Origin of the sequence: Sedimentitalea sp. XS_ASV28 (assembly GCF_041224545.1) — a bacterium.
Taxonomy (GTDB): Bacteria; Pseudomonadota; Alphaproteobacteria; order Rhodobacterales; family Rhodobacteraceae; genus Sedimentitalea.
The window spans coordinates 1-17896 of sequence record NZ_JBGFGP010000061.1; the positions used below are offsets into that span (position 1 = coordinate 1).

At 61.6% G+C, this 17896-nt stretch carries 16 protein-coding genes and 1 pseudogene; 3 read left to right on the top strand and 14 right to left on the bottom strand.

Annotation, left to right across the window (positions count from 1 at the left end; genetic code table 11):
• Nucleotides 1-474 precede the first annotated feature (474 nt).
• The gene (locus tag AB9K34_RS02125) at nucleotides 475-1371 is read right to left on the bottom strand and encodes a LysR family transcriptional regulator (protein ID WP_369952798.1); all 897 of its coding nucleotides are present in this window, start codon (nucleotides 1369-1371) and stop codon (nucleotides 475-477) included.
• On the opposite strand from AB9K34_RS02125, the gene AB9K34_RS02130 reads away from it, so the two are divergent.
• Entirely contained in the window at nucleotides 1327-2229 is a 903-nt protein-coding gene (locus AB9K34_RS02130; RefSeq protein WP_369952800.1) for an SDR family NAD(P)-dependent oxidoreductase, read from the top strand. The two genes, AB9K34_RS02125 and AB9K34_RS02130, sit on opposite strands and share 45 nt — an antisense overlap.
• Complete coding sequence (locus tag AB9K34_RS02135) at nucleotides 2226-2591, top strand: carboxymuconolactone decarboxylase family protein (RefSeq protein ID WP_369952801.1); 366 nt, start codon at nucleotides 2226-2228, stop codon at nucleotides 2589-2591. Before AB9K34_RS02130 ends, AB9K34_RS02135 begins: the two co-directional genes overlap by 4 nt.
• Before the next feature lie 118 nt (nucleotides 2592-2709).
• On the opposite strand, the gene AB9K34_RS02140 is transcribed toward AB9K34_RS02135, so the two are convergent.
• From AB9K34_RS02140 to AB9K34_RS02195, 12 genes are all read right to left on the bottom strand, one after another.
• Nucleotides 2710-3621, bottom strand: a complete 912-nt coding sequence (locus AB9K34_RS02140) for a DUF2493 domain-containing protein (protein ID WP_152467172.1) — start codon at nucleotides 3619-3621, stop codon at nucleotides 2710-2712.
• 298 nt (nucleotides 3622-3919) lie between these two features.
• On the bottom strand, nucleotides 3920-4966 hold the full coding sequence (locus tag AB9K34_RS02145; RefSeq protein WP_369952802.1) for a toprim domain-containing protein: 1047 nt from the start codon (nucleotides 4964-4966) through the stop codon (nucleotides 3920-3922).
• Complete coding sequence (locus AB9K34_RS02150) at nucleotides 4963-9360, bottom strand: strawberry notch-like NTP hydrolase domain-containing protein (protein ID WP_369952803.1); 4398 nt, start codon at nucleotides 9358-9360, stop codon at nucleotides 4963-4965. The genes AB9K34_RS02145 and AB9K34_RS02150 overlap by 4 nt, the downstream gene beginning before the upstream one ends.
• Before the next feature lie 126 nt (nucleotides 9361-9486).
• Nucleotides 9487-9786 carry a type II toxin-antitoxin system RelE/ParE family toxin gene (locus AB9K34_RS02155; RefSeq protein ID WP_369952804.1) on the bottom strand — a complete coding sequence of 100 codons (300 nt, stop codon included), beginning with the start codon at nucleotides 9784-9786 and terminating at the stop codon, nucleotides 9487-9489.
• Complete coding sequence (locus AB9K34_RS02160; protein WP_369952805.1) at nucleotides 9779-10030, bottom strand: type II toxin-antitoxin system ParD family antitoxin; 252 nt, start codon at nucleotides 10028-10030, stop codon at nucleotides 9779-9781. Before AB9K34_RS02160 ends, AB9K34_RS02155 begins: the two co-directional genes overlap by 8 nt.
• A gap of 50 nt (nucleotides 10031-10080) precedes the next feature.
• Entirely contained in the window at nucleotides 10081-10725 is a 645-nt protein-coding gene (locus AB9K34_RS02165) for a hypothetical protein (protein ID WP_369952806.1), read from the bottom strand.
• 105 nt (nucleotides 10726-10830) lie between these two features.
• Nucleotides 10831-11307 (bottom strand): hypothetical protein, encoded by a 477-nt coding sequence (locus AB9K34_RS02170; protein WP_369952807.1) that lies wholly within the window; start codon nucleotides 11305-11307, stop codon nucleotides 10831-10833.
• A 1-nt stretch (nucleotide 11308) separates the two neighbouring features.
• Nucleotides 11309-11692: a DUF6878 family protein gene (locus AB9K34_RS02175; RefSeq protein WP_369952808.1), complete on the bottom strand. Its 384-nt coding sequence runs from the start codon at nucleotides 11690-11692 to the stop codon at nucleotides 11309-11311.
• 79 nt (nucleotides 11693-11771) lie between these two features.
• Entirely contained in the window at nucleotides 11772-12068 is a 297-nt protein-coding gene (locus AB9K34_RS02180) for a hypothetical protein (RefSeq protein ID WP_369952809.1), read from the bottom strand.
• A gap of 116 nt (nucleotides 12069-12184) precedes the next feature.
• Nucleotides 12185-12439, bottom strand: a complete 255-nt coding sequence (locus AB9K34_RS02185; RefSeq protein ID WP_369952810.1) for a DUF3768 domain-containing protein — start codon at nucleotides 12437-12439, stop codon at nucleotides 12185-12187.
• Nucleotides 12440-12691: 252 nt separating this feature from the next.
• Nucleotides 12692-14863 (bottom strand): ParB/RepB/Spo0J family partition protein, encoded by a 2172-nt coding sequence (locus AB9K34_RS02190; RefSeq protein WP_369952811.1) that lies wholly within the window; start codon nucleotides 14861-14863, stop codon nucleotides 12692-12694.
• A 198-nt stretch (nucleotides 14864-15061) separates the two neighbouring features.
• Complete coding sequence (locus AB9K34_RS02195; protein ID WP_369952812.1) at nucleotides 15062-16357, bottom strand: NAD(P)-binding domain-containing protein; 1296 nt, start codon at nucleotides 16355-16357, stop codon at nucleotides 15062-15064.
• A 108-nt stretch (nucleotides 16358-16465) separates the two neighbouring features.
• Between AB9K34_RS02195 and AB9K34_RS02200 the strand changes: the two genes are divergently transcribed.
• Entirely contained in the window at nucleotides 16466-17077 is a 612-nt protein-coding gene (locus AB9K34_RS02200) for a TetR/AcrR family transcriptional regulator (protein WP_369952813.1), read from the top strand.
• Between the two features lie 162 nt (nucleotides 17078-17239).
• On the opposite strand, the pseudogene AB9K34_RS02205 reads toward AB9K34_RS02200, so the two are convergent.
• Nucleotides 17240-17726, bottom strand: a pseudogene (locus tag AB9K34_RS02205) (hypothetical protein); the annotation flags it as partial.
• Between the last annotated feature and the right edge of the window lie 170 nt (nucleotides 17727-17896).

The window sequence follows — 17896 nt, forward strand, 5'->3', positions numbered from 1 at the left end:
AGGCGCCGGTCTTTTTGCCTCGCGAGGAATGACCCGCAGGGTCAGGGGAAAAAGATCGGTGACAACCTTTGTGGACGGGACGACAGCTGCGACCAGCATGTCATGCAACTCAGACAAAGGGAGAAGCGCGGTGGCCGCGAATGAATGTGAGTAAACAGACGAGGGCGATGTTGCAGGGGGCGATCTAGCGAAAAGCCGACCTATTAGCCTAGAGGTGCCGACAGGTCGCACTCTCGGGCACAAGAATACCAACCGAAGCGCAGCACCCCTGGCTAAATGACCGAGGATGTGAGGCTAACAGCAATCTGGAAAATACCATACGGCAGGGGGACCGGTCAGGAGAAAATGCCTGTTGAATTCGCCCGGCTCAGAAGCGGCCGTTAAGTGACCGTGCAGCTAGTGGCGGCTACGAGTCCAAAGTTGTCACGGGTGAGTCATATTTTTCCGTCTGCTCTATCGTGGCAGCTACTCACCCTATCTGTTTATCGGACGACTTCCAAAGGTCGATCGCGCAAAATCGATGAACGACGCCAGCCTTTGCGGCCTATATCGGTCGCGATGATAGATGAGCGACATGGGCTGCTCAGGCAATTTCCAGTCGGCCAAAACCCGGACAAGCTCATCAGCAGCGACATCCTGGGCGACGAGACATTCAGGGAGCATGGCAATGCCCATGCCCGCTTTGGCCGCAACACGCACGGCCTGGCTGGAGTTCACCGTGATCGTCGCCTTCGGAGTCCAGTTTTGCGTCTCGGCATCCCTGACGAAGCGCCACGCTCTGCGTCCGATCCTTGAAAACAGAACAGCCCGAAATCGTTCCAGATCCAATGGTGTGCGGGGCGCACCATGTGTCTTCAGCAAGTCGGCCGATGCGCAGACCATCATCCTATAGGGAGCGAGCCGGGTTTGCAGGAGCGTGCTGTCTTCCAGTTTCCCAATGCGAAAAGCCGCGTCAAATCCGCCTGCGATCAAATCCTCATTGGTGTCAGAGAGGACCAAGTCAACCTCGATGCCCGGGGTCATATCGGTGAAGCTCTTCAGCGTGGGCATCAGGGCTTCGCTCCCGAAACTGAGCGGCGCTGCGATGCGAAGGCGTCCCTGCGGCTGGGCGTGCTGGTCACTGGCCTTGCCTTCGGACTGCGCAACCAGCTCCAGAATGTCCCGGCATTGTTCGAGATAGCTTTCGCCAAAGTCTGTAAGGCTATGTTTGCGCGTTGTCCGATTGAGCAGGCGAACCTGAAGATGGTTCTCCAGGGCTCCGATACGTTGTCCGACCAAGGCGCTGGTGACGTTGAGTTTCTGTGCCGCCGCATTCATTGATCCCGCTTGAACGACTTCGACGAAGGTGCGCATGGCGATGAAGAGATCCATTGCAAAGAAATCCTTTTGGAAGCGACAAATTATATCGTAATTATCATAAATTATTTTTCATCTACATCGTATTCCATCAATCCACGACGAGGAGACATGATGGAAAACCGATTTGAAAACCGCGCGGTGCTGGTGACCGGCGCCGGGACCGGGATGGGGCGCGCCGTTGCCCTTCGACTGGCTCGTGAAGGCGCGGCCGTTGCGCTCTGGGGACGGCGGGCGGCGCCTCTTGAAGGCGTGGCGCAAGACATCCGTGCGTACAGCGGCATGGCGTTTGTTTACACCTGCGACATCTCCGATCCCAAAGAAGTGGCGGCCGGTATCGAGGCCACGCTTTCGCAATTCGGCAAGCTCGATGCCGTCTTCGCAAATGCCGGGTATCTTGGCGAGTTCAAACCTTTGCGTGAAACACAGGCCGCCGATTTCAGCGACCTCGTTCAGACCAACCTTGTCGGGACTCAGCAAACGGTCGCGCAATGCCTGCCCCATATGGACCATGGCGCGGTGTTGATAAACGCCTCCTGGACGGCGGGGGCGGTCATGCCGGGAACGGGCGCCTACGCAGCCACGAAAGCCGGATTGCTCGCGATGATGCGTGTTTGGGCGGCGGAAGAGGGGCCGCGCGGCAATCGCGTCAATGCGATCAGCCCCGGAATTATCCTGACCCCGATGGCGGATGAAGTTCTGGACTCGGAGATTTCCAGCCGGCTCTCCAGCCACACTCCACTCCGCCGAAACGGCCGCCCAGAAGATGTGGCAGGCACCGCAGCATGGCTTTTGTCGGACGATGCCGAATTTGTAACCGGACAGGACATCGTCGTGGACGGCGGGTTCACCCTGGGCGGAGCATTGCGATGACAGAGGCGGACGGAGCACGACTTGCCGACAGCCTCAATCCGGATGTCCGGGAGGTTTTGGAAGAGCGGTATGGGCATCTCTTGCCGGGCATGGCGGATACGGTCATCGACATGGCCTATGACCGGTTTTACGCCCGTCCCGCGCTCGATCTCAAAAGCCGTTATATCGCAACGATTGCAGCCTTGACGGCAATTGGCGGTCAAACTGCGCCGCAACTTCGGATCAATGTCCAAGCGGGGTTAAAAGTCGGACTGACGGAAACGGAGATCGCCGAGATAATCTGGCAAATGACGCTCTATGGTGGCCTGCCCGCCGCAATCAATGCCCTGAATACACTCAGGGCAATCGGCGGCGACAACTGACACTGAGGGACATTGGCGTGACGAACAGCGAAAGTGCACTTCGTCCCGCTTAGCTGCCCTATCTGGAATATAGAACCATTGGCTGCATTCGCGAACCAAGTCGAGATCGAACCGGGGCCTAAGCCCCGATTCTCTTGATGCGGATCCCGAGCTTGCGGGCCTTGTCGACGATGTTCTCGGTGATGCCGGAACCGGGGGTGGCGATCAGACCCTGCGGCATGGTCTCGAGCATCTTGTCGTTGCGCTTGAAGGGTGCGGCCTTGCCGTGGCTCTTCCAGTCGGGTTTGAAGACCACCTGGGTGACACCGCGCGTATCTGCCCAACGGGCCGCGATCATCTCGGCGCCTTTGGGCGTGCCTCCATGCAGGAGCACCATGTCAGGGTATTTGGCATGGGTGGCATCGAGGACGGACCAGATCAGATCATAGGCATGATAGTCCCCGCCCGAGAAGGCGATCCGTGTACCTTCGGGGCAATGCACTTCGGTCTCCTTGCGGCGCTTCGCCGAGAGATAGGCCCGACTGTCTACCACGGCGGAGGTGAGGCCGCGATGCGAGACCTTGGAACCGGTGCGGGGCAGCCAAGGTGAACCCGTGGCGGCCGAGAAGTGGTCCACGGCCAGATCGCGCATCTGCTCGAAAGCGTCGCGGTGATCCCAGAGCTTCAGCCCGATCATCTGGAGGCGCTCGAGCTCGACCGAGGCGACCTCGGAGCCATCCTGGATCGCCAGACTTTCCCGGACCTCGAATTCGTTGTCATCGAGGAGCTTCTGGATATGGGTGAGCCGGCGATGGAAGATCGAGGTGAGGGACCAGAGCATCTCTTCGAGATTGTCTTCCAACTGGCTGCCAGTGAGAAGGCCGATGGTAGTGTCAAAGAGCGTCGCCATGGCGAGCTCGACCTCGTCGGGCTGGGGCAGGGGGCGGTGATCGGTCTCGCCTGGTCCCGGCGTTGCACCATGAAGTGCGAGGTGGTCGAGGATGGCGGAGGTCACGCCGGTTTCCTCTTGGATGTCTGTCTGATGGGGCATTGTCTGGTTCCTCTGTTTGATCTGACCCGATTTGGATGGGGCGATATCAGGACCGGCGGCGACCGGGCTGCATCCGCAAGGATCGGAGCAAAGCGGAGAATGCGCACCGGGCCGGAAAATTGATCCCGCGAGGAATGGCCCGAAGGGGCAGGGGAATTTTCTGGTTCGGGGCGCATTGCTGCCCGGGCGAGGGGCACTCAGCCCCGACCCGCCGGTCCATCGCTCCCCTTTTCCAAACGGGATCAGATTGAACCCGCGGAACCTTTGCCCTTTCGGACTTCGCTGAGGAAGTTGGCGGTCACCCGTCCTCAATCTCCAGACCTTGTGCTTTCATGGCCTTGAGCAGGGACCGGCGCAGCGCATCCTTGCCGAATGCCCGCAGATCGTCGTTGAAGTCGCCCATGTTTGGCACGAGATCACCACAGGCAATTCCAAGCGATTCCAGTTGGTTACGCAATCTCATTGATGCGTTCCGCCCAGCTTCGTCATTGTCTCGCACGATCCAGAAGCGCTTGATCCCCGGCGGCGGGATGAAGAGACCGATATGGGTGGCGGTGAGACAGGAGGCGAGGTCGAACTCCGGCAGAGCCGTGCCTATCGAGAGGGTATTCTCGAGACCTTCGCCGACGATGAGATCGCTGCGAGGTGAGCCGGACCAGAAACGGATGGCATGGCCGTACAGCTGCCCGAGGATCCGTTTCGGGCTCTTGATCTCGGCTAACCCGCCGGTAGACGGGTCGAGATAGACCCTTGCGCATCCGGTGATCTGGCCCTGATTGTCGGTGATCTTGGCGAGCAGGGCAGGAGCCCTTTGCGGCGGATCGGAATCGTCCTCGCCCTTCCGCAGGAAGACCCGCGGGTGATATCGGAGGGCAGGTCCAAGCCGTGTGATCCCGCGCCGCTGCAGATAGGTGGCGGCCAGGGTGCCCAAGACCGGATTGCCAGCGGCAAAGAGTTTGCGCGCCCGCGCGATGCGTCTGCTGGAGGCTGCATCCGGGCGCTCAGCCTGTCGGGTAGAACGAGACTCGGCCGGGCAGGGGGCCTCCCCGAGGAAAGACCGGGCCTCCCTCAGCGTCTCTTTGAACGTGACCGACCCAAGCCGTTCCTGCAGCAGGTCGATCAGATCGCCATATTGCCCCGTCGCATAGTCGGTCCAAGATCCGGCCTTGCGCCCACCTTGAGCTTGCAGGCGGATGGCGAGGCTCTGACCTTTGGCCCCCGAGGTATCGCCGACCTGCCAATAGTTGCCCTGCTTTCGCCCCTCGGGGAAATACAGGCGGCAGAAACTCTCGGCACGGTCCGCAAGATCGGCCGAGAGGTCTGCAATGCTGCGCCGCGCGCTCATGCGGCAACATCCGAGGCGCTGGCGCCAACCGGATGCTCGGCAAGGATCCGTGCCAGCACCTCGATGCCATCCACCGGGATGAACACCCGCGTCTTCCACTGGATTACTTCGGTGAAGCAGCCCAGGGCCTTCAGAGAGGGCAGGGCCGCGCCCGGCGCACCGATGAGCTCGGGCCTCGGCTGTCCCATGACCAGCGACCGGCGGAGCTGGTAGCCGCCGAGCAGGCTGAGGGTCGTCTTCGCCTCCATCACCGCGGCGAAGACCTCCTGCGGCGTCATCTCGATCTGGCAGTCGAGGCCGAGCCGCGCATAGACATTGAGAAGCTGTTCCTGGCTGACCAAGCGGCCGATGGCGCGCTCCCCGTCTTCGGTCTGAAGGCGGTAGATGCGCATGTTATCGACGGGCAGCCGGTCCCAGATCGGCAGGAGCAACCCACAGATCAGCGTGATCTTCGAGGTTGTGAACTCGGGCACCGCATCGACCTCGGCCTGCCAGAGTTGCTCGAACATCGCATCGTCGATTTCTTCCCAGTACGACTTCGAGAACTCGGTCAGCGCAAGGATCTCGGTCGCCATGGGCCGCAAGAGCTTCACCCGAAGGATCGGCACGCCATCCTCATCCATGAAAGCTGGCGCTTTCACCATCAGCGCCGCGCGTTTGGAGGTCTTTTTCCAACACAGCGTCGCACCCTTCGTATCGGAGCAGATCGCTTTGACCCGGGGCAGGGTGAGCGGGTCGTTGCGATCCGTACGCTCAACGGTGAGCGCGGTGGCCGTCGCACCCGTTGCCTCATGCTCGAAGATCACCTTCCGATCAACGATCTCGAATTTTTCTGCGCGCAGGGTCTCGAGGCCGACATCGAGCGTGCCCGCCTGGCGCGCGTCCTCAATGATGGCCGAAAGGAACCCGCCGAAGGCCTCGAAGATCGCGTCCTGCATGTCGATGCGGAGCGCGAGACATCGGTTCAGGAACTGCTGGATCGGCGGCAGGTTCTCCTTCATCGTGCCATCCGCCTCATCGAGCGTCAGCCCGGTCATCTCCTGGAACTTCGCGTAAGAACAGGCGTCGATCTTGCCCGCACGCAGCTTGTAGAAGAACTGCCGCAGCGCCGCGCGTGCGTAGGGGCTTTCGAGATTGTCCTCGGCGCGGAACATGTTCTGACCCCCAGTCTCGCGTTGGCCCTTGGTGATCGCTCCCAGCGTGTCGAGGCGGCGTGCGATGGTGGAGAGAAACCGCTTTTCACCCTTCACGTTGGTCGCGACGGGTCGGAAGAGCGGTGGTTGCGCTTGGTTGGTGCGATTGGTGCGCCCGAGCCCCTGGATCGCATTGTCGGCCTTCCAACCGGGCTCCAGGAGGTAATGCACCCGAAGGCGCTGGTTCTTTGCCCCGAGATCGGCGTGGTAGCTGCGCCCGGTGCCACCCCCATCGGAGAAGATCAGGATGCGCTTGGCGTCATCCATGAAGGCCTGCGTCTCGCCGAGGTTGGAGGAGGCGGGACGGTTCTCGACCTTGAGCCGTCCCTCGCGCGTCTTCACGATGCGCCGCTTGCGCCCCGTGACTTCAGCCACCGCATCCCCGCGGAAATGCCAGAGAATCTGATCGAGGGCGCCCTGCACCGGGACAAGGGCCCCCAAATGCTCGACAAGCTCGTCGCGACGCCGCTCTGCTTCGCGGCAGATGATCGGGTTGCCATCGCCATCGAGGGCGGGGCGCGAACGTAGATCGCCATTCTCGTCGGTGTAACGCTCGAAGAGCTGCGTCGGGAAGCTGTGCATCAGGTAGTCCATGATGTTCTCCCTCGGCGTAAAATCGACCTGCAGGTCGTCCCAGTCCGAAGGCGGAATCTCTTCGAGGCGCCGTTCCATCACCGCCTCGCTGGTCGAGACCACCTGGATCACCGCCGAATGCCCTGACGCCAGATCCGCCTCTATGGCGCGGATCAGCGAGGGGCATTTCATGGCAGTGATGAGATGGTTGAAGAAACGCTGCTTATTGCTCTCGAAGGCCGAGCGCGCGGCGTATTTCGCCTGGGCGTTCAGCGTGCCGGTCTCAGAAGAAATGCCCGAGGCCTGAAGGGCGGCTTCAAGGTTGTTGTGGATGACCTGATAGGCATCGGCGTAGCTGTCATAGATCGCGACCTGGGCAGGCGTCAGCTCATGGACCAGCATTTCGTATTCGACCCCGGCATAGGAGAGGGACCGCGCGAGATAGAGCCCGAGCGCCTTTAGGTCACGTGAGATCATCTCCATGGCCGCAATGCCCCCAGCCTCCATCGCGGCGACAAATTCGGCACGCGTCACGAAGGGAAAATCCCCGGTGCCCCAGAGACCCAGGCGAGAGGCATAGGCGAGATTGCCGACGACCGTCGCACCAGTGGCCGAGACGTAGAGCACACGCGCATCCGGAACCGCGTTTTGCAGCGCGAGGCCGGCGAGACCCTGTTGGGACGCCTTCTTGTCGCCGCGGTCAGACTTTTCGCCGACGGCATTCGCCATTGCGTGGCTTTCATCGAAAGCGATGACCCCGTCGAACCCTTCGCCCAGCCAGGACGTGACCTGGTCGAGGCGGGAGGCTTTGCCCTCGCGTGTCGCCGAACGCAGCGTGGCATAGGTGACGAAAAGGATGCCCTCGGGCAGGCGGATGTCGATGCCCTGGCGGAACTTCGAGAGCGGCACGATATCGCTTTCGCGGCCTCCGAGCGCCATCCAGTCGCGCCGCGCATCCTCGATGAGCTTGTCGCTCTTGGAGACCCACACTGCGCGGCGGCGTCCCTTAAGCCAGTTGTCGAGGATGATGCCCGCAACCTGCCGCCCCTTGCCGCAGCCCGTGCCATCACCCAAGAACCAGCCTTTGCGCAGGCGGAAGGCACCTTCGTCACCCTCGGAAGCCGCCATCAGCTGGCCTTCGATTTTGCCGCGCTTGAACCAGCCTTTGAGATGCATCTCGTGGGCATTGCCCGCATAGATGACGCTTTCGAGCTGCGGCGCGGAGAGAAGGCCGTCCGCGACGAGGGTGTTCGGCAGAACAGGGCGATAGGTCGGGACAGGCGGTGGGACCGAGGCCATGGCGGCGGATTGGACCAGTGCTGTCGGATGTTCCGTCGCACCATCGATCCGGATCGCCTGAAGGTCATAGGTCTCATAGACCGTGTCCTGCAGCGCGCCGTCGGGTTCGCTCCAGGCTTTCGGCAGGAAATCGAGCGGGCCCGTCTCGATGTCGTCGAAGGGATGCCTTGCCCGTTCCTCGGCGAGGGCACGGGTTTCCTTGCGCGCGGCGTTGCGCAGGGCCTGCAGGTTGGTGCGGGTCGGCTGAAGCGGGACCGACAGAGCCGATGTGGTGGGGCAGGGCGGGGGGCTGCGCCGCTCCGGGCAATGCGCGAGCAACACCGATAGAAGATCAGCTGTGGTCGCGCAGATCGGATGATAGGCGGCCTCGATGTCGACCGGCGCGGTCGCCTCAGCGCCAACCGTGCGCTTGTCGATCACGGTCAGCCGCGTATCGATGGTGGTGCCATGCCGTGCGAAGACCTTGCCGTCGATGGCGGCAGAAAACACCACATCGGCGCTCTGGCCAATCCGCTGAAACGTCGATTGGAAGGATTTCGTCGTGGGGCGGAAGCTTTCGCCCGAGATAACGACAAGACGTCCGCCCGGCGCGAGGCGCGCTAGGGCGGAAAGCACGTGCTGACTGGTGGCCTGCCGGAACTCACCTTCGACAAGGTTGGCCGCAGAAAACGGCGGGTTCATCACGATGACAGAGGGCGTGATCGACCGATCCAGCCGGTCGTCGATCGAGGCGGCATCGTGATCCGAGACGACTGCACCGGGGAACAATTCCCTCAGCAGGGCGCGGCGGGTCTCCGCGAGTTCATTCAGCGCCAGGAGAGTGCCCGCAATCCGGCCAAATATCGCCAGCATGCCGGTGCCGGCTGAGGGCTCGAGCACCAGATCGTCGGCTCGAAACCCCGCCGCTTGGGCAACAATGACCGCGAGAGGCAAAGGCGTTGAGAATTGTTGCAGACGGACGCTGTCCTCAGAACGCCGCGTGTGCGACGGCGCCAGAGCGGCAAGACCTTCGATCATGGTGAGGAAGGCTTGCGGCGAGGCGGCCTGGCGCTGCATCAGTGCGCCGTAGCGCGAGAGCATCAGGATCTGCGCGACTTCTGCCGCTTCGTAGGCGTCCTTCCAGACCCAGGCGCCGCTGGTGTCGCTGGCGCCGAAGGTATCCTCCATCGCGGCGCGCAACGAGGCAGCGTCGATGGGTCGGCCCGCTTCGAAGTGAGACACGAGGGTTTTCGCAGCCTGGATCAGGTTGTGGGCGAAGCGCGAGGCATCCGGCAGGGCAGGGGTCTCGGGCTCAGGCACAAGCGGGACGGAATGGGGGTGAGCGTTCATCAGCAATCTCCGGGGTTGAAGGTTGGCCCCGAGACCCGCGTGCACTCTCTCACCCGGGAGGGGTCACCCCTCCCGCCCTGTCTCTCGCTCTTTCATGGCAAAGCCCCGGTGCGGATTTGTCCGGTGTCAGGACGGCCGCAGGTGGCGCGGCACGTCCATGGATTGATGCAAGACCCGGATCACGAATATCCTATCCGGATCCACCTCATAGAACACGAGGTGTCGGCCCGTGATCAGTTTGCGCGCACCCCGCAAGAGATCGGAACAGTCCACACCCATTTGAGGATTGGCGATGAGCCCCTGCAAGGCACGATCGATGTCGTCGAGATAGCGGTCTGCCAGCGCCTCAACCCACTGTCGGTATGTCTCGACCCAGATTTCGACGAGGTCGGATTTTGCCGCCTGGGAGTGATGGATCTTACGCATCAGAAGCGCCGAAGCGGCTCCGCGCCTTGCGCTTGATTTCATCCATATCGAGCGGACCGGCATCGCCGGATTGTTTGCCCTCCATCAGCGCAACGCGAAGCCGCGCCCGCTGACCTTCCTGCTCCTCCATAAGACGCAAGGAAGCACGGATCAGCTCGCTGGTTGACCCGTAGCGCCCCTCCTTCAGCATCAGGGTGATGAATTCGTCCCAATGGGGGCCAAGTGTGACGCTTGTGCTTGCCATGCTCACCTCCGGAATATGCATGAATAAGATATATGAGTATTGCGCGCGTTTCAACTCGGGGGCGGGCTTGCGCCCTGCTCGGCGCCGGCAGGTTTGTGCAGCTCTCGCAAAGTCAGGTAATCTACAACCGCCCTCGCCTCGGACAGGCAGTCCAGCTCATAGTGCCCGACGAACCCCCAACAGGCGTCGACCTCCTCGCCGTCCTGCTCAATGACATAGCCATAGACCCGGCCGCCAAGATAGGCATCGTAGCTGACGATTTCGCTGCAGAGGATGTCTTTTGCCTTTGCGCGCAGAGCCTTGGTGACGCGCTTCGCGCCGAACTCCTCCCGGACCGCCTCAAGCGTCACATAGACATAGCCAACCTGGCTGGAATCCCATGGGCAGTGGAACCCGATGGTGTTCATCGCGAGACCGGAATGGTCATAGAGAAACACGGGCAGAAGGACGGCGTTACGCTCGGCGCGTTCCTGGAGGCGATCCATCGAGAGCTCACGCTGCTCCGAGATGCCGGCGAGATCGCGCAAGAACGCCTCGGGGCTGTCGAAGGAGTGGCTGTCACCCAAGCGGTATCGGCGGTGCCAACAAATCAACGTGCCAAGATTGGACCACTCCCGCGGACTCTCAGCGTCGGGGTCGTGGTAGATCTTGATGGTATGGCCTTGGTAGGTCTCCTCGTAGACAGGGTCTTGCATGTCGTTATCCTTTCTTGAAGCGAAGACGACCCGCCAGGTCGATATGGGCGCAGGCGGGTCGATCTGGATGAGAAGAGTTTGTTGGTGAGGCCGCCACCCGGCGGATCAAGCGGCGGCGCGGTTCTGGCGGTGCTGAACGTGCTCGACCGAGACTTTCAGAAGCCAATCCTCGAAACCGAGAATGGTCTGGCGATTGGAGACCGCCTCGATCCAAGCCGAGCGCGGATCGCTGCCGATCTGCGTCGGGTCGTTGTCGATCCGACCATTGGCCATCCACGGTTCGGGTTGTATGCGTCCGAGCCAATCCGCCAGCGACGGGATGCGCCCCTGGCAGTCTTCGCGCACATGCTGCTCGCCGATCCAGCGGATCGGGACGACCCGGCCCGCACTGTTGGTCAGGCTGCACCCAAACCGCCGCTCGGCCTCGAAGATCCCCAAGGTATGATGCCGGTGCGCACGATGGGTGAAGACCGCGAGGTGTTCCTTGGATGAGTCAAACCAGTCATGCACGAACTGATAGTCATCTGGAACGCCGCCGAACTTCCGGGCCGAGCCTTCTGCGTGATGGAGGGGATGTGCCATGTCAGAGCCCCTCGTGTTTGGTGGTGCTGGTCTCAATATAGCGGTTCGAGTGGCTGACATCGATCTTGTCCGCCTCGAGTGCCCAGGTCAGCTTGCCATAGCCGCCCTCGTTGTTCTCGAAGCCGGGGCTCAGCGCATAGGCGAAGTCCCAACCAAAGTCTTCGACCCGGCGCCGCAGCTCTTCCGTCAGGGTGATCGTGTCAGGTCTCACGACGACATCCTCGACATTGCCGGAATCGCCGTAGCCTTCATATTGCACCTCGATGCTTGTCACACCGAGGGCACGCTGCTCGGTGAGAAGTGCCGCGCGGGTCTCGACCCGCTGCTCGGCAGCACGTCTCTGGGATTCGAGCATCTGAGCGTAGAAATCAGTCTCATGCGTCATGTCTTTTGTCCTTTGGAATTGAGGAGAGGGGGAGGGCGACCGTTTGGCGAGGCCGCCCGGAGGTTTCCTGTTGGTGGCTTCAGGCCGCAGCGTCGCCGCGTTTCTCAACCGTCCGATCAACCAGGTTGAAATAGAGGTTCTCGGTCGCGCGCTTGAACCCAGGCGGTTTGCGCGGGGCGAGGCAGCGCACCGAAGCGCTGCAGCTTTCGCCATGCTCCATGGCGAACTGCGTCACCTTGTCGATGAGGTCATCCATGCCCGCGGCCTGGATGCGCTTTTCGGGGTAGCTCCCCAGCATCTGGAACTGGGTAACAACGAAGGCGCCATCGCGATGCGCGGGGTAGAGGGTGATCTGGTAGTCGAGTGTCTTGGCCATCTCTGGTCTCCTGCGGCGGGCGGGGCGCAACCATCGCGCCCCTTGGAACCCGCCAGCCCGAAAGGACCGCCCTTTGTGCAAGGGCGGTCCAGGGCGGCGATTGGGGGTGGTGGGCGTCAGTACTCCGACGGGAGAAGCAGGGTCAGCACGCGACGCGTCTGTTTCGGGTCGGAAGGCTCAGGCGAGCCGTACTGATAATCGACGTCGTACAAGTCGATCTTGAACCAAACCTTCGTGCCATTGAATTCGATGACCCCCATCTCGTGCAATCCCTGCGGGTCACTGTCGGCATTGAAACCGTCAAACGCGGCAACACGGCGGGTGAGATCCAGTTGGGCGTCGGGCCCAAGCGCCGCGACGCCACGCGTCATCACGAACTGGCCCTACGGGGCATCGGCGACAGGCGTATTGCCAGATATGGAACGCCGAAACGTGTCATTCTGGGAGGCAATGAGTGCGGCTTCCTTGACGGGATCGAGATCGAGTGTGGTGGTCATGGGATATCTCCGGGACGGGCCAGCCGATCCGATATCGGCTGTAGGCAACCCGCCAGCCGGAAAGGGCCGCCCTCGATGTGAGGACGGCCCAAAGTTCATGTAGTAATCAGACCGATGTTTGCTTCGTCAGGCTGCATATTCGCTGAGGAAGGCGGGCAAGGACGATGGTTCATCACTCTCCGCCCCGGCCAGAGCGTCTGCGGCGGGCACGTCTCCTTCCTCGACCTCGGGCGCATCGCTAATCTTTTTGGCGTCGGTCTCCGTCGCATCGGCAAACACCATCCCCTCGGGCAGCCAGCGCGTCGTCCTTGCGACCGTGGCGGCGTCAAAACCTTCCGTCTCGCTGGCCGTTTCCGCGAAAGCCCGCTCCATGGCCGCGGCGAGATCGCCCTTACGCTCGCGATTGCGATCCTCGGCATAGTCGTCACCGATCAGTTTGCGCGCCGTGGCCACTGCATGGCCCTTGTTGACCCGACCCCAGTAGTTCTGCGAGGTCGGGCGCCAGCAGGCCGCCACATCGACGTCAAGCCTCGCGCCGATCTCCTCGACGATCGCGGAGGGGCGATTGTCGGAGGAGAGCTGCGGTTTGACCGCCAGACCCGTTGCCCAAGCGAAAAGCGCCTGCTTGTCGGCAATGGGCAGCGCCGACATGGCCCGGAAGTCCTCGGGTTTCTCCAGCTTCATCCAGTCGGTGGCGAGATCCTGTTCCAGCGCTTCGAGCATCTTCTGGGCGACAGTTTCTGCATGCAGCACCTCGCGGTTTTGCGCCTGGAAGGGTCGGATCGAGATGTCGAGCGCTTCATTGTTGTAGGACCGTCCCAGAGCCTGCTCGCAGAGCGCGTAGAGCATCGCATCGAACGCCACCTCGAAATCCGCTGCCAGATGCGCCCGAAGGATATGCTGACGCGTCGCGCGAAGATCGTCGGCGAGGCTTGCCGAAATCCCATCCGCCTTGCGCAAGGTCGCAGCCGGGTCGGAAGTTGGCATCGGCGTCGAGGAGGTCGGCGGCGTCACCTGCGGACGGGCAGGGGATGGGCCGCCATCCGCATCTGCGGTGGTCTCGTCAGGTTCGGGCGCAGCAGGAATATCCTCCGGTCGCACGAGGCCTTTCTCGACGCGCAACGCCCCGTCATGACCGATGGTCAGAACCACGCCGGCGATAGCGCGATCTTCGTCTGCGTAAGGTTGCCGTTCGCGCTGAAGGGCCTCGATCTCGCGCAGGCGCGGCTCGATGGCGTAATATTCTTCCGTCTCCGCGTCGGTCCAGTCTTCACCGTCATTCTGCGCCGCCAGTTCTTCCTCGCGCGCGATGAGGCGTTCCTCTTCGGCGAGCAGGTCCTGATCGGGGTCGATATCCTGCGGATAGACCCGCCCGAAACTGCGAAACGCGCCGTAGTCCACCGAGAGATGCACCTCGACCCATTTCCAAGCCGCCTCGAAGGGTTTGGCCGCGGACTGCAGCTTCTCGATGGCGAGACGCTCGAGGAGCTCGGGGTTTTCCATATGGGCGCTGGCACGATCGTCGAAGAGATCGCGGAGCAGCACCCCGCCCGCCGCCTCATACGCCTCGATGCCGACAAATCGACCAAGTGCCGAGTTCGCCGAATGCCCGGTCTCGGTCAGCTGACGTTTGATGCTCTGCGGATGGATGTGATAGCCGCCCCTCACGGCGTTCCAGACCGCGAGCTGGCGGTCATGGTCGTCGGTCAGCGTGAAGGCCATCACACATTCGAGGGTCAGTTCGCCCGCGCGGAACTGTTCGATGATCTCGGGGGCGACACGGGCGAGTTTGAGGCGGCGACGTACCAGGTCAACCGAAACGCCGAACTTCAGCGCAATCTCGTCCTCGCTGCGGCCTTCGGCGATCATCTTGTCGAAGGCTTCGAACTGGTCTGCCGGGTGCATCGCCGCGCGCTGGAGGTTTTCTGTGGCAGAGGTGAGGATGGCATCGCTCTCATCTTCAACGAGGCAGGGCACCGGGTGGTCTGCGGGGATCACACCGCCTTCGGCGAGCTGCTTCAGCGCCTTGAGGCGGCGTCCGCCCGCATCGACGGCAAAACGTGTCTCAGACAGCGCATGAACCACCAGGTTCTGTTTGATGCCGGTCTCGCGGATGCTTGCGAGAAGTTCTGCGTCATCATTGGCACTGGCTGCGACCTTGCGGACATTTAGAGGGCTCGGCTCCAGTTGATCGAGCGGGATCATCCGGATGTCGGCGGCGCCGTCAGGCGCGGTCGATCCGGCAGTTTCGGTCTTCTTTGAGGTGGTGGGTTTCGGTCGGGTTGTGGTCTTCGCCATGGTAAGGATCCTCGTTGCGCCGGACCCGGATGAGGCTCTCTCTATCCTTTCAAGCCCGGCACCCGGGCTTCCCTTTCTCTGGCTCTACCTGCCAGAGAAAAATGTGCTTATCTAGCGACTGGCCCACACGCCCGAGACTGATGCAAAAGCTAATGGGTGCGACCTCTCTATCGAAATCACCCGCGAGACACCGGGTTATCAGGTCAAGACTTTCGGCATCGTGCCGGCTCTAACCTGACCCGCCGCGTCACGCCTCGAGATCTCAGTGAATACGCTCCAGTCCCGATCCGACCAGCCATTTTCAACGGCGGCCTCCATCTTGCCGATGATGACCGACGCATAGTCGAGTGAGCCACAGGTTGCGTCGGAGGCAGCTTTCATGAGCTTCACATCTTTCAGCCCGCCGGAGAGCTCGAAACCGACCCCGGTTGTGTACGCCCGCTCACCGATCTTGTCGGCATACATCTTGAGAGTGGGGTTGGCAAAGCTTGCGTTAAACATACGCGCGTAGAGGTCCCGCTCGATGCCTACGGCGTCGCCGTAAGCGTAGATTTGGCCCATTAATTCCATATTGGCGACGGCGAAATAGTTGAACGACAGCTTGGCGAAATTGGCGAGACCCGGATCCTCGCCGAGCACCATCGTGGTGCTGGAATAGGCCGCGCAAACCGGCTTGCAGCGTGCCACGGCACCGGTGTCGCCCGCCACCAACGAGATGAGCTCACCGGCCTCGGCCACGTCCGGCCGACCGACCACGGCGCCGGAGACGAAATGGCTTCCGTGCGCGCGGTGCAGCTCGGCCAATTCCTTGGCAAGTTCGGGCGAGATCGTCGTGGCGCAGAGGTGGATGCCCCCGGGCGCCAGGCCTGCAAGGATCCCGTCCGGGGCGGTCACGATGTTGCGCACCGAGGCGTCGTCCATCAAACTGGTCACCACGATGTTAGCCTGCGTCGCCGCATCGCGCGGGCTGGCAGCCAGGCGCGCACCGCGATCAATGAATGGTTGCGCCTTTGCTGCCGTGCGGTTGTAGACCACCAGCGGGAAACCGGCACTCTGAATATTTACAGCCAACCCAGCTCCCATTTTGCCAAGGCCGATAACCGCCACAGCTTCGCTTCCGGTCGGGGCGAGGGCCGGCCCTTTCATCGCTTGGATTACCCCGGCGAACCATTGCGCCACCATCGGGTCGCCGACGATGGTCAGGTCGCCGCGTTCGAGAGCGCCAGCCACCGCTTGCGGGTCGCGGGAGGTCATCGCCTGGAACGCCGTGTCGGCGTCTTTCCAGACCAAGGTCGCGTCCGCGCCGCCGTGCCCGCCGGACTTCGTCAAGACCCGACCGTCACCAAAAACGAACAGCCGGCCCTCCCGCTGATCCGCAGTCCGGATTCGGACCGACGCGGAGCGCGACCGGAGCCGGTCACGAACCTGTGGATTGCTCCTACCGGTGGCTCGCAGTTTCAAAGATAATCCGAACAGGAGAAGGGACAGTTTCATGGGGAATTCCTTTCAAACTTGATTCCGAAGTTCTGTCCGATAAAATATGAATAATCCTCAGATTCCCAAACTCGCTTTTAACCGGCCGGCGGCGCAACGGAGATCGCGATGCAAGCAATGGATTCATATAGAAAATTTCCGAAACAAGCGCGCGCGAAAGCAACTGTCGATGCGATTCTGGAAGCCGCTGCTCGGATTTTGCAGGCCGACGGTGCTGTGGCCGCGAACACCAACGCGATCGCCCGGATCGCCGGGGTGAGCATCGGTACGCTCTATCAGTACTTCCCCGACAAGAACGCGATCCTAATCGCGCTTGCGCGCCAGGAACTGGCCCTCACGGGCAAGGCCGTGAGCGCACGCATGGTTGGCACAACACAGCCAGCCGAGCTGGTCGACCCGCTGCGCGAAAGCATCCGAGCGCTGATCCAGGGGTTCCAGGGACGACTGCGCACCCGAAAGGCGCTCATTGAGGCCCTGATCGCTAACGGCCTGACCGACGAACTGACGCGCCCAGTCGATTTGGCCATGGGCGAAATCCTGACCAACCGACCGCAGTCCGCCGCTGGTGCGCAGGAATTGCGACCCGTGACAGTCTACGTTTTGACACGCGCCATCGTCGGCGCCATCCGCTCCGCAGTGATGGAAGAGTCCCCCCATCTCGGAACTCAGGAATTCGAAGACGAACTGGTGAGATTGGCGCATGGCCTGCTTGGGTACTGAAGGGCTCCGATGCTGAAGTCACCTCGGCTGCATCGACAAGCTAACATGTGACCACAAAGGTTCCTATATTGGTGCGGTCATGCAATTTGTTCAAATGCTTGACGCTATATTTCTTCTGCCATTAGTGTGCCCAACGCTCCACTCTACGCGCGCGAAATCCCTTCACCCGGCTTGCCAGTTGTCGGAGAAGCTTTCTGCCCGGTGGATGGCTCTGTTGCACACATAGACTGAACGCCGCGGTTCCCTTTTCCCGAGACGGACTTCTCCCACTGCTTTCGTGACGGGTATGCCGAGCGCGGTGTAGCCGTTCAGGACGGCGATGAGGACCTGAGATTCGGCGACCTGTCGGTCGAAATTCCGCGCCAAGAGCCGCTGACCCAGCAGCATGACACAATACATCTTTGTTTCGATGCGGCTTCGGTGGTGGTGTCCGCTCCATCATCGCCACAGGGCACGGCCGAAGTATTTTAATGCCCACAGGGCATCGTTTCGGGCGACCGTGTTTGCGGGAGTTCCGTTCGCCTTCTCCCTCGACCTTTATGCCGGTTCTATCGATCAGCAGTCACAACGGACCCTTGGAGCCGAGATACGGGATGTTTACGGCCAGCGTCTTCGGCCGGAGCCACAACATGCTGACGTCGGGCCCCGCGGATCGTTCAATCGGTCGGTTGCGCAGCAAAGTAGCGCGTCACTCAAATAATGTGACGAACGTCAAACTTTCAACATCAACCAGTCCCAGATTGACGAGGTATTCCTTGGTTCAACGGTTCAATCAACGTCACGCACTTCAGCCTCGGGAGCAAAATTTCTCGATGCAGC